The 14929-nt window shown below is 49.9% G+C and carries 11 protein-coding genes; 6 read left to right on the top strand and 5 right to left on the bottom strand.

What is annotated here, in order from left to right:
• Positions 1 to 272: 272 nt before the first annotated feature.
• From lpxP to Dpoa2040_RS08450, 3 genes are all read left to right on the top strand, one after another.
• Complete coding sequence (lpxP, locus tag Dpoa2040_RS08460) at positions 273 to 1193, top strand: kdo(2)-lipid IV(A) palmitoleoyltransferase (RefSeq protein ID WP_168640977.1); 921 nt, start codon at positions 273 to 275, stop codon at positions 1191 to 1193.
• An 865-nt stretch (positions 1194 to 2058) separates the two neighbouring features.
• The gene (locus tag Dpoa2040_RS08455) at positions 2059 to 3426 is read left to right on the top strand and encodes an NCS2 family permease (protein ID WP_168640976.1); all 1368 of its coding nucleotides are present in this window, start codon (positions 2059 to 2061) and stop codon (positions 3424 to 3426) included.
• Positions 3427 to 3636: 210 nt separating this feature from the next.
• Positions 3637 to 5283 (top strand): Na+/H+ antiporter, encoded by a 1647-nt coding sequence (locus Dpoa2040_RS08450; protein ID WP_168640975.1) that lies wholly within the window; start codon positions 3637 to 3639, stop codon positions 5281 to 5283.
• A gap of 44 nt (positions 5284 to 5327) precedes the next feature.
• On the opposite strand, the gene actP is transcribed toward Dpoa2040_RS08450, so the two are convergent.
• The 3 genes from actP to acs all read right to left on the bottom strand — a co-directional run bounded on the left by actP (position 5328) and on the right by acs (position 9381).
• On the bottom strand, positions 5328 to 6986 hold the full coding sequence (gene actP / locus Dpoa2040_RS08445) for a cation/acetate symporter ActP (RefSeq protein ID WP_042868634.1): 1659 nt from the start codon (positions 6984 to 6986) through the stop codon (positions 5328 to 5330).
• Positions 6983 to 7294, bottom strand: coding sequence for a DUF485 domain-containing protein (locus Dpoa2040_RS08440; protein WP_042868636.1), 312 nt, complete (start codon positions 7292 to 7294; stop codon positions 6983 to 6985). The genes actP and Dpoa2040_RS08440 overlap by 4 nt, the downstream gene beginning before the upstream one ends.
• A gap of 125 nt (positions 7295 to 7419) precedes the next feature.
• Positions 7420 to 9381 (bottom strand): acetate--CoA ligase, encoded by a 1962-nt coding sequence (gene acs, locus Dpoa2040_RS08435; RefSeq protein ID WP_042868638.1) that lies wholly within the window; start codon positions 9379 to 9381, stop codon positions 7420 to 7422.
• A 754-nt stretch (positions 9382 to 10135) separates the two neighbouring features.
• On the opposite strand from acs, the gene Dpoa2040_RS08430 reads away from it, so the two are divergent.
• Complete coding sequence (locus tag Dpoa2040_RS08430) at positions 10136 to 10528, top strand: hypothetical protein (protein ID WP_042873770.1); 393 nt, start codon at positions 10136 to 10138, stop codon at positions 10526 to 10528.
• Between the two features lie 602 nt (positions 10529 to 11130).
• The gene (locus tag Dpoa2040_RS08425) at positions 11131 to 12141 is read left to right on the top strand and encodes an AI-2E family transporter (RefSeq protein ID WP_042868640.1); all 1011 of its coding nucleotides are present in this window, start codon (positions 11131 to 11133) and stop codon (positions 12139 to 12141) included.
• A gap of 134 nt (positions 12142 to 12275) precedes the next feature.
• Here Dpoa2040_RS08425 and Dpoa2040_RS08420 read toward each other — a convergent pair whose 3' ends face one another.
• A complete protein-coding gene (locus tag Dpoa2040_RS08420; RefSeq protein WP_168640974.1) occupies positions 12276 to 13802 on the bottom strand; it encodes an MFS transporter in 1527 nt (508 codons plus the stop codon).
• Between the two features lie 447 nt (positions 13803 to 14249).
• Between Dpoa2040_RS08420 and Dpoa2040_RS08415 the strand changes: the two genes are divergently transcribed.
• Positions 14250 to 14459, top strand: coding sequence for a helix-turn-helix transcriptional regulator (locus Dpoa2040_RS08415; RefSeq protein ID WP_168640973.1), 210 nt, complete (start codon positions 14250 to 14252; stop codon positions 14457 to 14459).
• Between the two features lie 41 nt (positions 14460 to 14500).
• Here the strand turns inward: Dpoa2040_RS08415 and Dpoa2040_RS08410 are convergent.
• The coding region (locus tag Dpoa2040_RS08410; RefSeq protein ID WP_168640972.1) for an integrase core domain-containing protein at positions 14501 to 14929 on the bottom strand (429 nt) is incomplete at its 5' end.

The following is a 14929-nucleotide window of genomic DNA, read 5'->3' as shown; positions in this document are numbered from 1 at the left end:
ATCAGGGTAATGGTGTTGTTAAAGCAAGCGGCAGAGGGCGTCGCTACACACAATCTTTACACTCGGACTCTCCTTTCTTCGGCGGATTTAAGGTAACCTGAGCTGCTTTTTAGCGGCAGGGGGCACGGCATCATCGGGCTATACTTTGCTATATGTTCCTCCTCTTTTTTCAGATGGCTCTGTCTTCCTTCGTACTGTCTGGATAACGACAATGTCGTGCATGGTGAGTTTGTTTAAACTGACTGGTATGACTTTCAAGAAGATATTCAATAATGACTCAACAAACCTTAACCAGAGACTTGCTTCATCCACGCTACTGGTTGCTGTGGTTCGGTCTTGCTGTGCTGTTCCTGCTGGTGCAGTTACCCTATCCGCTGTTAATGCGGCTGGGCGGCTGGCTAGGACGCAGCTCTCGCCATTTTCTCAAACGACGGGTGAGCATTGCTCGCCGTAATCTGGAACTCTGCTTTCCTGAGATGCCTGAATCTCAACGTGAAGCGCTGCTGGAAGCCAATTTCGCATCACTGGGAATGTCACTGATGGAAACCGGTATGGCTTGGTTCTGGTCGGATAGTCGGGTCCGGGCCTGGTTTGAGGTTTCCGGCCTGGAGAATCTTCAGCTGGCCGGGCGTGAGCAGCGTGGCGTGATGGTAATCGGCATTCACTTTATGTCGCTGGAATTGGGGGGGCGAGCCATGGGGCTATGCCAGCCGATGATGGCAATGTACCGGCGGCATAATAATAAACTCATGGAGCTGGTACAAACCTGGGGGCGTTCCCGCTCTAATAAGGCGATGATTGATCGTAAAGATCTGCGCGGTATGGTGCAGGCGCTGAAGAGCGGCGAAGCAGTGTGGTTCGCTCCTGATCAGGATTATGGTCCTAAAGGCAGCGTGTTCGCGCCGTTCTTTGCGGTGGAACAGGCGGCGACGACTTGCGGGACGTTCACTATTCATCGTTTAGCCAAACCGGCGATGATTACCACCGTGTTGATTCGTAAGCCAAACCATCGAGGGTACCAGTTGGTGATTGAACCCGAACTGGAAGACTATCCGTGCCAGGATCAACAACAGGCGGCGCAGTACATGAATCGGGTGATTGAACGAGAGATCCTGCGTGCGCCGGAACAGTATCTGTGGTTGCACCGCCGATTTAAGACTCGTCCGTGCGGAGAAGCATCGTTGTACCGGTAAAATCAGGCGCAAAAAAAGTGGCTGTCCGAAGGCAGCCACAATGAAGGAGAGAATGATTAACGGAAGCGAGCGTACGGGGTGACACCGCGGTAGGTTTTGCCCAACGCTTTTAGTATTTGAGTGATTTGACGGACAATACTCATGGCATGTACCCCAGTCGCATAAAAGAATTAGTGGTTGAAAGTACCAAAGTTGATGGTGAAATTTTCAAACATGGCAATAATTTTGTGCAGCAGTTTCATTGTCGTATTCCTCTATATAATTCGTTATTTCTGTGATGTTTCTCACGGTTTTAAAGATATACCCAGCCTGGTAAATGGTCAACTTCTTTGTGATTTACATCACAAAAAATAAACACTCAGCCTGCACTATCTGAACCACAGTTTTGTTTTCTTTCATACTCACTATGTTGCCATTCAAATGATGATGAAAGGTTGTGACTCTTATTGCTGTGATAACAGTACATTACGTTTAGTGTGCACTATTTTCAGCGCAGACATGATGCGAACGCAGGGAATAGCAGTTGAAATCGATGTCCCGAAGGCAGGATAATCTGCGGCCTCAACAACAACTGACAGTATTCAGCTATTCTGTCACCTAACGGTTAATCGTTTGCGTGTCAGGCTGGCGCAAAAAAGCGGTAAGTTTTATGGCGTCTGGAAGGGCGGCTAAACCACAGCATTTTTTTGAATACTGGCTAAGCGCTAATTACGGCGCGTGATAACTATGGCATTTGATAAATCACGGCATTTGATAAATCACGGCATTTGATAAATCACAGCATTTGATAAATCACGACGTTTGATGGATTACGATGTCTGATAACCATCGCGTTCTATAACAACGACATTTCAGGGGATACACCATGTCCAATACCACTCGTCAGGCTGACGATGCGGCTCGTCCCGCAGGCGCGCTTGATGCCTTTTTCAAGATTACGCAGCGTGGCAGCAGTGTTCGTCAGGAAGTTCTGGCGGGGCTGACCACTTTTCTGGCGATGGTTTACTCGGTCATCGTCGTGCCGGGTATGCTGGGTAAAGCTGGCTTTCCGCCTGCGGCTGTATTTGTCGCAACCTGTCTGGTGGCTGGATTTGGCTCTCTGCTGATGGGGCTGTGGGCCAATCTGCCGATGGCGATCGGTTGTGCGATTTCGCTGACCGCGTTTACAGCTTTCAGCCTGGTGCTGGGCCAGCATATTAGTGTGCCGGTCGCGCTGGGAGCCATCTTCATGATGGGCGTACTGTTTACCGTGATTTCCGCGACAGGTATCCGCTCCTGGATCCTGCGCAATCTGCCGATGGGCGTGGCGCATGGCGCCGGTATCGGTATCGGGTTGTTCCTGCTGATTATCGCTGCCAATGGCATTGGTTTGGTGATCAAGAATCCTATTGATGGTCTGCCGGTGGCATTGGGGCATTTCACCGCGTTCCCGGTGGTGATGTCGCTGATCGGTCTGGCGGCGACCATTGGTCTTGAAAAACGCCGCGTACCGGGCGGGATCCTGCTGGTGATCGTCGCTATTTCGGTTATCGGTCTGATGTTTGATCCGAATGTGAAATATCAGGGGTTGTTCGCTCTGCCAAGCCTGACCGATGCTAACGGTCAGTCGCTGATTTTCAGCCTCGACATCAAGGGGGCGTTGCAGCCGGTAGTGTTGCCGAGCGTGCTGGCGTTGGTGATGACGGCGGTGTTTGACGCCACTGGCACCATTCGAGCAGTAGCCGGCCAGGCTAACCTGCTGGATAAAGACGGTCAGATTATCAATGGTGGGCGTGCACTGACTGCCGACTCCATCAGCAGTATTTTCTCCAGTCTGGTAGGTACGTCACCGGCTGCAGTCTACATTGAATCGGCGGCGGGTACCGCTGCAGGCGGCAAAACCGGCCTGACTGCAACCGTAGTCGGCGTATTGTTCCTGCTGATTTTGTTTCTGTCCCCGTTGTCTTATCTGGTGCCGGCCTATGCGACCGCACCGGCGCTGATGTATGTCGGTTTGCTGATGTTGAGCAATGTATCCAAACTGGATTTCAACGACTTCGTGGATGCTATGTCCGGCCTGGTGTGTGCGGTGTTTATCGTACTGACCTGTAATATTGTTACCGGCATTATGCTGGGCTTTGGTTCGCTAGTGCTGGGTCGCGTGTTTTCTGGCGAGTGGCGTAAGCTGAATGTCGGCACCGTGATTATCGCTGTGGCGCTGGTAGTCTTTTACGCTGGTGGCTGGGCGCTTTAAGCTCTCGATACCACATCATGCTCTAGGGGGAACTGAGGTTCCCCTTTTTTGTTTTGCTGTGCCGAAAGCGCTGATTTTTTGTCATCGTTTTCTGTTCATCTCACCTTATCTTGTTAGTATTCATAAAGATCATTCATCGGATGGTGCACTCTGCCTCTGATGACGGCTATCCGGAGTCCTTTCATGTAACGGCAACTAACCAGGGAACACATGGAAATATTTTTCACCATTCTGATCATGATGCTGATCGTTTCTCTTTCGGGCGTAATGACGCGCCTTCTGCCTTTCCAGATGCCGCTGCCGTTGATGCAGATAGTACTCGGTGCCATGTTGGCCTGGCCGCAGTTCGGCTTGCATGTCGATTTCAATCCTGAATTGTTTATGGTGTTGTTTATTCCGCCTTTGCTGTTTGCCGACGGCTGGAAAACATCGACTCGCGAGTTCCTGCATCACATGCGTGAAATTTTGGGACTGGCGCTGGTGCTGGTGGTGATTACCGTGGTAGGCATTGGTTACCTGTTGCACTGGATGATCCCGGACATGCCACTGGTTGCTGCTTTTGCGCTGGCCGCCGTTTTATCTCCCACGGATGCGGTGGCGCTGTCTGGCATTGTCGGTGAAGATCGAATTCCGAAAAAACTGATGGGGATTTTGCAGGGTGAAGCGCTGATGAATGACGCATCGGCGCTGGTGTCGCTCAAGTTTGCGGTAGCGATTGCCATGGGAACCATGGTGTTTAGCGTTTCCGGCGCGATGCTGGCATTTTTACAGGTGGCGCTGGGCGGCCTGTTGGCCGGAATCGGCGTTACCTGGGTGTACAGCAAATCCTTGTCGTTGCTCGGTCATCAAAGTGATGATGAGACTGCCACGCAAATTGTATTGTTGCTGCTGTTGCCGTTCGCCGCCTATCTGATCGCCGAGCATTTTGGGGTATCGGGCATTCTGGCGGCGGTGGCATCAGGGATGACTATCAGCCGAACCCAACTGTTGCGACAGGCTCCACTTGCCATGCGGCTTAGGGCCAACGGCGTGTGGAACATGCTGGAATTTGTGTTCAACGGTATGGTGTTTCTGATGCTGGGGCTGCAACTGCCTGGCGTGATTGAAGAGTCGATTGTGCAGGCGGAATTGGACCCTACCATTGAAACCTGGCTGCTGTTTGCCGATATTGCCCTGATCTATTGCGCCTTGTTGCTGCTGCGGTTTGCCTGGTTGTGGCTGATGAAACTCTACAGTCGTTATGTACAGCATAAACGTCCGATGCTATTTGCCAATTACACCTCGCGCGAGATTTGGATCAGTACCTTTGCTGGCGTGCGTGGGGCTATTACGCTGGCGGGTGTGCTCTCCATCCCGTTGTTTCTGAGCAGCGGAGAACCATTCCCATCCCGCTATCAGTTGGTATTTATCGCCACCGGCGTGATCTTGTTTTCGCTGTTATGCGGTGTAGTGGCGCTACCGCTGCTGTTGAGAGGCGTTACGCTGACTGACCACAGCGTGCAGAAAAAAGAAGAACGCATGGCCAGGGTCACAATGGCGCAGGTTGCTATCGACAGCCTGAAAAAAATGCAGGAACGCCTGGCGGCAGACCGGGAAGAAAACCTGGACGATCAAGTGCTGGCGGAGGTCAGCGCTCGCGTCATCGGTATGCTGCATCGTCGTGTGGCAGGGACTGATGAGCTGGAAAACAGCATGGCGATTGAGAATCTGGAACGACGCTTTCGTCTGGCTGCGGTCAGCGCTGAACGCGCCGAGCTGTATCACCTGCGTGCTACGCAGCACATCAGTAATGAAACGCTGCAAAAGATGTTGCGGGAACTGGATTTGCTGGAAGCCGTACTCAGCGAGAAGGTGTAAAAACCGGGGAGCAGACCCCCCGGTTTGTTGTACGTTCGCTCTGGCTAGTGAGATGAGCCTTTGGATATGCCAAGGCCGGTTTGTGAACGGATGAATTGTGCCTTGAATTTGCCGCGTTCTTCGATCGCATTGGCAGAATTATCGGTAATGGAGAAGAACCAGATACCAATGAACGCCACCAGCATTGAGAACAGCGCCGGGTATTCATAGGGGTAGATTGGGGTCGCATTACCGAGAATTTTCACCCAGATGGTCGGCCCCAGAATCATCAGGATGACTGCTGTCAACAGCCCAGCCCAGCCGCCAATCATCGCGCCGCGGGTGGTCAGCTTCGACCAATACATCGACAGCAGGATAATCGGGAAATTACAGCTGGCGGCAATCGAGAATGCCAGCCCCACCATAAAGGCGATGTTCTGGTTTTCGAACAGAATCCCCAGCAGGATGGCAATTACACCCAACGCCAGTACCGTGAGTTTTGATACTCTCAGTTCGTCACGCTCGGTGGCCTGGCCTTTCTTGATAACATTCGAGTACAGGTCATGAGATACCGCCGATGCACCGGCCAACGTCAGCCCGGCCACCACAGCCAGAATGGTGGCAAAGGCCACGGCGGAGATAAAGCCCAGGAAGAAGTTACCGCCGACCGCGTTCGCCAGGTGTATCGCCGCCATATTGTTGCCGCCGATCAGCGCACCTGCTGCATCCTTGAATGCGGGGTTAGCGCCCACCAACAGAATCGCACCAAAGCCGATAATGAAGGTCAGGAAGTAGAAATACCCCATGAAACCGGTAGCAAAGAGCACGCTCTTGCGCGCTTCTTTAGCATCGCTGACGGTGAAGAAACGCATCAGGATATGCGGCAGGCCAGCGGTACCGAACATCAGCCCCAGTCCGAGCGACAGTGCGGAAACCGGGTCGGATACCAGTCCGCCGGGTTTCATGATAGCAAGGCCTTTAGCATGAACCTTGGTGGCTTCGGTGAACAGGCTGTCAAAGCTGAAGTTGACCGTTTTCAACACCATGATTGCCATGAAGGTAGCGCCACACAGCAACAATACTGCTTTGATGATTTGCACCCAGGTGGTAGCCAACATGCCGCCGAACAGTACGTACATCACCATCAGAATGCCAACCAATACGACCGCGACATGGTAGTTCAACCCGAACAACAACTGGATGAGCTTACCTGCGCCCACCATCTGAGCAATCAAATACAACGCTACCACCACCAGCGAACCACAGGCTGATAAAGTACGGATCGGTTTTTGCTGCAACCGGTAAGACGCTACGTCCGCGAATGTGTAGCGCCCCAGATTGCGCAGCCGTTCTGCTATCAGAAACAAGATGATCGGCCAACCGACCAGGAAACCGAGGGAGTAGATAAGGCCGTCAAAACCGGAGGTGTATACCAGCGCCGAAATGCCGAGGAATGAGGCTGCGGACATGTAGTCGCCAGCAATCGCCAACCCGTTTTGAAAGCCGGTGATATTACCGCCCGCAGTGTAATAATCGCTGCGCGAACGGGTGCGTTTGGAAGCCCAGTAGGTGATGTAGAGTGTTGCCGCCACAAACAGCACAAACAACACGATAGCCTGGATATTCAGCGGTTGCTTTTGGACGTTGCCGGAAACGGCATCCGCCGCTTGCGCCCATATCGGTAGTCCCAATAGACCGGTTAGCAGGAAAATGCGGCTTTTCATTTTTGCACCTCATTCAGCAATGCTTTGGTCAGGCGGTCAAATTCACCATTGGCGCGGTAGACATAAACACCGGTAAGCACAAAGGAGATGATAATGAGTCCTATACCCAACGGGATGCCGCGGGTCGTCCCTGCGCCGGGTGCAATAGGCGTTCCCAGCCAGCCCGGCGCAAAGGCGATCAACAGAATGAAACCAACGTACAACACCAGCATGATCAGCGAAAGAAAGGCGGCAAAACGTTGCCGTTTCTGGACCAGTTCTTTAAATAGCGGGTTATCTTCAATCCGTTGATAAATGAGATCATTCATCATAAATCTCCAGTCAGATAAGTCGCGTCGCCCTCACGGGCGGCTGTTTTTTAGGTGCCACCACACACCAGACTGCGTAATACGATCTGGTGCGGGTGGCGCTGTTTTTATCTATCGGGTAACGGTTAAGACGGTGTGTTGTCCATGGCTTGTTTTTCTTCCAGCAGTTTCTCTACCACGCCAGGATCGGCGAGAGTAGAGATATCCCCCAGATTGCTGGTATCCCCGGCTGCAATCTTGCGAAGAATGCGTCGCATGATTTTGCCGGATCGGGTTTTCGGTAGCGCATCGGTCCAATGCAGGATATCCGGCGTTGCGATAGGGCCGATCTCTTTTCTCACCCAGTTACGCACTTCTGCATACAGCTCACTGGTGGGTTCTTCGCCATGATTCAGCGTGATATAGGCGTAGATTGCCTGCCCTTTGAGGCTGTGCGGAATGCCGACCACCGCTGCTTCAGCGATTTTCGGGTGCGAAACCAGTGCAGATTCAATTTCCGCAGTTCCTAACCGATGGCCGGAAACGTTCAATACGTCGTCCACGCGCCCGGTGATCCAATAGTAGCCGTCTTCATCACGGCGTGCGCCGTCGCCGCTGAAATACATACCCTTGAACGTCGAGAAGTAGGTTTGTTCAAAACGTTCATGGTCGCCGAACAGTGTACGCGCCTGACCGGGCCAGGAGTCGGTAATCACCAGATTGCCTTCGCAGGCACCGTCCTGTGGGTTGCCGGTATTGTCTACCAACGCCGGCTGTACCCCGAAGAACGGCAATGTTGCAGAACCGGGCTTGGGTTCAATGGCGCCTGGCAAGGGAGTAATCATGAATCCCCCGGTTTCTGTCTGCCACCAGGTATCGACAATCGGGCAACGGCTGTTACCGATTTTTTTGAAGTACCATTCCCAGGCTTCCGGGTTGATGGGTTCCCCCACCGAACCCATGATTTTGAGCGACTGACGAGAGGTGCCTTCGATAGCCTTATCGCCATCTGCCATGAGCGCGCGGATAGCGGTCGGCGCGGTGTACAGGATATTAACCTGGTGCTTGTCCACCACTTGTCCCATCCGGCTGGCGGTTGGCCAGTTGGGTACGCCTTCGAACATCAGCGTGATGGCGCCACAGGCCAGTGGACCGTACAACAGGTAGCTGTGGCCGGTTACCCAACCTACGTCGGCGGTACACCAGTAGATATCGCCGGGGTGGTAATCAAACACATATTTAAATGTGGTGGCGGCATATACCAGATAACCGCCGGTAGTATGCAGCACTCCTTTGGGTTTACCGGTTGAACCGGAGGTATAAAGGATAAACAGTGGATCTTCGGCGTTCATTTCTTCTGGTGGGCAGTGATCGTCCACCTGAGCAACCAATTCGTGCCACCACAGATCCCGCCCATCCTGCCAGTTACCGGGTTTACCGGTTCGCTGGAAAACGATTACATGATTGACACTGGTAACTGCCGGATTGCGCAGAGCTTCATCAATGTTCTTTTTCAGCGGAATTGTCCGTCCGGCACGAATTCCTTCGTCAGCGGTGACCACCAGTTTGGCGCTGGAATCGACGATGCGCCCGGCGATTGATTCAGGAGAGAATCCACCGAAGATCACCGAATGCACAGCACCGATGCGTGCACAGGCAAGCATCGCTACTGCGGCTTCTGGCACCATCGGCATATAAATGGCGACGACATCGCCTTTACGGATACCTTTTGATTTCAGTACGTTGGCAAAACGACAAACCGCCTGATGCAGCTCGCGGTAGGTGACTTTCTTGCTTTCATTGGCATCGTCACCTTCCCAGATGATCGCAGTTTGATCGCCTTGTGTAGCAAGGTGACGATCAAGGCAGTTAGCCGCTACATTGAGGGTACCGTCCTCGAACCAGCGGATGCGAACATGGCCTGGGTCAAAAGAGGTATTTTTGACCTGTTGGTAGGGGGTGATCCAATCGATGATCTTGCCTTGTTCCCGCCAGAAAGCATCAGGATCTTGTACCGATTCCTGATACATTTTTTTATATTTTTCGGCAGTGATTAAGGCGTTTTCCGCAATCGCGGTAGGTATAGGGTGCTTATTATATTGGCTCATAGCGCGTCTCCTTAAACATTGTTAATATTATGTCAATCAATGGTTAATAATAGTGAGCCGTTAACGTTTGTTTCTTTTTTGCGCTATGGATCACGCATTACAGGAAAGATTCCTGGATGTTTTCTTTTAAGAATAGTCCTAGTTGGCAGATATCATGGTGATGTCTTCGCCGAAGTACGCTGTTTTATGTGATTTTACTCACGTTCTGCTTACATTTTTGTCATCTGCGTATCGTCCCATGAATTCGTAAAAGGAATAGTTAATGAAAATGACTACTCAATTGGTATTGACTATCATTATCAAGAATTTGATCGAGAGATATGATCAAACAGGCCAAAGATTGCCCTTATTTGAGCGATAGACCTGTGCTAAAAGCGGATATAGTGCAAATAATCCCTAAAGTGGTTGTATTTAATGTCATTGCTGCATTGCGAGGTTTTCTAAGTAAACCTTGATAATTAAGCAAGCTGATTATTGCGATAGGTAATTTCAATTTTCAGTTAGCCAGATGACATGAGATACAATAGCCAAAGTATAAATCTATATTTTTTAAACTGTGTAATAACGTGGGAAATTAAGTTATCACTCGGTATCCTTTGTTTTTGTTAAATTATAATTATATCAACGGTTTAAGGTTTTGGTTGCCAGATGTATATTCTGGCTGATGTTAAAACTATCCCTGTATTTGCCAGTTACCGGTGTTGTTTGGCTACTTCAAGGGGATAGTGTTCACATGGCAAGAAACAGAGGATATATGAGTCTGATATTTGGGCAGAATGAAATTATGAGCATGTTAAGTGCCCCTGTTCACAATGACAGACGTGCAATTGCAGTCATTGATGAGAAATGCAAGATACTCTGCGCTAATTCCGCATTTAATGCGCACTTTGGCCTGCGTGCTGGTACCACAACACCCGCTTCTATTGACGAAGTGCTTCCGGTCAACGTCCGGTTTGCTTATCAGGACTTTATGACCAACAACGATTTGCTCAGCACACATGTTGCCTGGGATTTGCTTTCTGACGGATTTGCTAAAAAGCCGCTCAGTACGCTCTCATTCTCTAAGTTGAACGTAGAAGATCGGGTATTGTCGCTGTTAATCCTAAACCAGGATGAGGGAGACATAACCACAACAATGGCTTCATGATGTTATGCTTTGAAAAATGAAATTTACGCCGATTGTCATTTTTTGATATGATTTTTGTACTTTCGTGACTGCTGCTACGGTATTAATCGCATTTCTATATCCTCTTTGTTTTATTGCCTTTATATCGATACGTTTCGATAACTGACCCCCACAAATAAGCCAATATTAATTTCATATTTAAATACATTTTTTTGTAAAAATTGCATTTTATGTATCAATCGGAAATAAATAATGAGATATGCATACCCCCAAATAACTCAAATTGCAGAAGGTGGTAAGCGCGCAAATTCTTATGAGATTAGAATCTATACCCTAAATAATTCGAGGCAGGGATACTTACAGGTCTACTCAGGTAAGTGATTAGAGTGAACGAACGCAGCCAGTGGGTACATGGAACGTTGAGCAGAATGATGTGTGAGACGGTGCTCTATAGCGTTTGTGACCAAAAATGATGTTAGCCATGCTGGTGTTTCGTGGGTAAAACGCTAAGAATGATCGCTGAAATATTATTTCATGGGCAGAGTATTGCCACTTCTGGCTGCGGTTAGTCCCGCGCTGGCAGGCAATGTTCTCTGACGTGGTAGTACGAAACGGGATGTCATATGCAGTTGTTGAATTTGAAACAGGCCAGGTTGTTAAGTTTTATCTTTGTTATGGGGGGGCTGCTGCTCTTGATTGAGTTGCGACTGCTTGCCTGCTTTATTGCCGGTTTTCTGGTGTATGAAATCATTAATCTGTTGACGCCGTATTTTCAGAAGGTGATCAGCGGTAAGCGCGCCCGTCTGGCGGTGGTCGCGGTGATCAGTACGCTGGTGGTCAGCCTGCTAAGTGTACTTTTCGGCACGTTGGTTGGGGTGCTTATGCAGGAAATGAAAGATACCAGCGTATTTAATGCCCGTATCGCCTTTATTCTCGATGATGTGCAAAAGCAACTTATGACCTATCTACCGGGTTATCTACCGGTCAGTGTGGAGGAGTTGCAGCACGAGTTTGTGATGTGGCTGCAAAAACATGTGGTGATGTTGCAGAACATGGGGAAAGATTTTTTGCATGGATTCGTCACCATGTTGATCGGCATGATCCTTGGGGCGATCATCTCTCTGTATAACGTCGAACTGACAGTGGAAAGACCGTTGCTGAAAACTGAATTGATGCATCGGATAGCGCTACTCTCGTCCTCATTTCGCAATATTGTGTTTGCACAGGTGAAGATTTCGCTGGTGAACACCGTGCTGTCCGCTATTCTCATTCTTGGCGTGCTGCCTGGTTTTGCTATCCACCTACCGTTTGCTAAAACGTTAGTAGCGTTAACTTTCATTTTTGGTTTGCTGCCGGTAATTGGTAATCTGATTTCCAATTCCGTGGTGTTCATCGCCGCGTTGTCGATCTCGTTGCCAATCGCACTGCTGGCCCTGGTTTATCTGATGCTGATCCACAAACTGGAGTATTTCCTCAATGCCCAGATTGTCGGTACTCGTATCAAAGCGCATGCCTGGGAAATTTTGCTGGCTATGCTGGTGTTTGAGGCCGCATTTGGCATTTCTGGAGTCATTGCCGCACCGATTTACTACGCCTACCTGAAAAGTGAACTGCGGGAGGCTGCGCTGATATAGGCGGCTGGATTCTGTTTACTACACTGCGTTTGCTTCGTACCGGCAGTGGTTTATTGGGCAACATAAACAATCGGTCTGGAAATCTCAATGCCGCCTGGTGGGCGGCATTGAGTAATAACTGACTGATGAGCAATTTAGTGGTGAGAGGTCGCAACCACGGGTTTCGGTGCTGCCTGTTGCAGACCGAGTGGGTTATTACCCCAGCACTGTTCGTATTTCCAGCCGGTCAGTTCTTCGGCAACCGAGCGGGCTTCAGCAGGAACATCAGCAATGGCACCGCCTGCTTTGATACGGGCGATCTCTTGCAGCAGAATCATATGGTTCTTACGGTCCAGCCGCATCTGGGCGCTGAAGTAGATAGCAACCACGGCCAGTGCAATGACACCCAGTGAGAACACACCCACAATTGCCAGTACTGCGCTTTCCGGTTGGGCTGCTTTGCCGGATATAAACCCAAACTGACTCAGAATCCAGCCCATGGCGAAGACAATCACGGAACGTACCATCTTGCCTGCAAAGGTCATGGCACCGGCATAAATCCCTTCACGGCGCCGCCCCGTTAGCACTTCATCCACATCTGCCAGGAAGGTATAGACTGTCCAGGGAATGTAGTAGATGCCGCCGGTACTCAGACCGAAGATGGCAGTGATGCCGAACAGAACGGCGATAGTCGCTGTTTGAGACCAGCCAGTGAAATAGAGTGCTGCGTAAGCGAGTACGCTGACAATCACTACCATCAATGCCATGCGGTATGGGCGACCAAAACCCATTTTTACGCAAATGCCGATGAAGAGGAATGTGGAGATAAACTGCATCACCGAACTGAAACTGTTTAGCTGGGACACGACCGCCGTGCTTTGCTTCAGGCCGAATACGATAAAGTACGTGAACGCGGAAGCGAACAGCCATTCAGCACCAAAACCGAACAGATACATCCCAAGGTGTTTGCGGAAAATACGCAGACGGAAAGTAGAGGCCATGTCGACACTGAGTTTTCTCAGCGATTGCCACAGATTTTGGGTGTGTTCGCGCGCCACTTCGCTCGGCGAGCGCTCCCATGACGTGAAATAGAGAGCGATCATTGCCGCACACATGATGACGCCATAAGCCAGACCGGTGTAGAAGAACGGTGTAGCGGAGTCTTTGCCGTAGATGCCAATAAACTGACCGGGAATGAACGCCGCCAGAAAGTTAGCGACTTTACCGAAGATAGCCTTGGAGCCAGTCAGTCTGGAGCGGACTTTAAAGTCGGTGGTCATCTCGGTAGCGAGTGTTTCATACGGCACCATGATGGAGGTATAGATAAGCTCGAACAACACATAGGTTGACATGTAGTACCAGAAGCTTAAACCTTCCATCCACAGCATCGGATAGACAAGTACCAGCGGGATACCGAGCAGAATGAAGAAACGGCGGCGACCAAAGAGGCGACCGATACGGGTATTATAGAAGTTGTCGCTGATGTAACCCATGATCGGGTTACTGATAGCGTCGATAACGCTAGCTACAGAGAAAATGGCTGCGGCTTCAACCAGGGACAATCCACAAAATGTGGTATAGAAATACATTAGCCAGGCACCACTGATGGCTAAAGCACCACTGCCCAGCAAGTTCGCGCTGCCATAGCAGAACGTGTGTTTGAACGTAATGGGTTTATTCATGATCGATTCGCCTAACAATATTAAAACATTATTTCATTTGAAATGAACTTATGTTCTTATCATTTGCCTGATTGCGAAAAAAGTAAACTGGCTTGCTCATGCTTAACTGCTTTTAATAGGAATCTGACAAGGAGATCATGAAATAAGTTTTTTTAATTTGATCGCATGTATTTACTGTAAAATTGCTGTTTATTACTGTTTTCAATGTTTTTTTATCGTTAAACGATAAGTTTATTGATCGGTGGGAGCAATGGCATCAGGATAAACAGTGAAAAAAGTGATGTTGCTTCACTGTGTTGACAGAAAAGAAATACAAATTATTGTAAAAAAATATTATAAAATGTGGTTGGGTTGTAAATTGTCGGGCGCTGCGTAAGGCGCAATTCATCTCATTGTGCTGGATGGCGTATTTTATTGGGGTATGAGGAATTATTGGTAAGACTGGCTATGCCAATTGTTATCAAACTGGATGTGCTGCTGGCACAAAAAAAGATGAAGTCTCGTGAACTGGCGAGGCTTATCGGCATTACCGAACAGAACCTTTCGTTGCTGAAATCTGGCAAAGTGAAAAGTATCCGGTTCGATACATTGCAGAGACTATGTGAGGCGTTGGCCTGTCAGCCCGGCGATGTGTTGGAGTATTGGCCGGAAGAGTGATTAATTGGTTGCTCTCTTCCCAATATCAGTGCCAGGCTAAATTAGAGATCCGGACCTTTTTGCAGACTTCGGACAAATTCCTCCGGAGTCTGGTTATTTAACGAGGAATGAGGCCTTTGCTGGTTATATTCCTGCCGCCAGCGCTCGACCTTTTCCTGCGCATCTTCCCGTGACAGGAACCCGTGGACATTCAGACATTCATTGCGAAAACTGCCATTAAATGACTCGATCAGCGCATTATCTGTCGGTTTTCCGGGCCGTGAGAAGTCCATCGTCACCTTGTTTTCATAGGCCCATGGATCCAACGACCTGGAAATAAATTCGCTGCCGTTGTCGGTCTGCAGCCGTCCCGGCACGCGCTTGCGTAACTGTTTCAAACGCTCCATCACGGCGACCACATCCTCGCCGCGCAGCCCCTGACCGACCTGGATCGCCAGACTGTCAGCAACACTGATATAAGACCGCAAAGG

It is taken from the genome of Dickeya sp. CFBP 2040 (genome assembly GCF_012273755.1).
Classification (GTDB): Bacteria; Pseudomonadota; Gammaproteobacteria; order Enterobacterales; family Enterobacteriaceae; genus Dickeya; species Dickeya poaceiphila.
Note: the sequence above shows the minus strand (reverse complement) of the source record. Positions and strands in the feature narration are given on the sequence as shown.

Coding starts and splice junctions, on each gene's coding strand:
- lpxP (WP_168640977.1), top strand. CDS start 273: ATGACTCAACAAACCTTAACCAGAGACTTGCTTCATCCACGCTACTGG.
- Dpoa2040_RS08455 (WP_168640976.1), top strand. CDS start 2,059: ATGTCCAATACCACTCGTCAGGCTGACGATGCGGCTCGTCCCGCAGGC.
- Dpoa2040_RS08450 (WP_168640975.1), top strand. CDS start 3,637: ATGGAAATATTTTTCACCATTCTGATCATGATGCTGATCGTTTCTCTT.
- actP (WP_042868634.1), bottom strand. CDS start 6,986: ATGAAAAGCCGCATTTTCCTGCTAACCGGTCTATTGGGACTACCGATA.
- Dpoa2040_RS08440 (WP_042868636.1), bottom strand. CDS start 7,294: ATGAATGATCTCATTTATCAACGGATTGAAGATAACCCGCTATTTAAA.
- acs (WP_042868638.1), bottom strand. CDS start 9,381: ATGAGCCAATATAATAAGCACCCTATACCTACCGCGATTGCGGAAAAC.
- Dpoa2040_RS08430 (WP_042873770.1), top strand. CDS start 10,136: ATGAGTCTGATATTTGGGCAGAATGAAATTATGAGCATGTTAAGTGCC.
- Dpoa2040_RS08425 (WP_042868640.1), top strand. CDS start 11,131: ATGCAGTTGTTGAATTTGAAACAGGCCAGGTTGTTAAGTTTTATCTTT.
- Dpoa2040_RS08420 (WP_168640974.1), bottom strand. CDS start 13,802: ATGAATAAACCCATTACGTTCAAACACACGTTCTGCTATGGCAGCGCG.
- Dpoa2040_RS08415 (WP_168640973.1), top strand. CDS start 14,250: ATGCCAATTGTTATCAAACTGGATGTGCTGCTGGCACAAAAAAAGATG.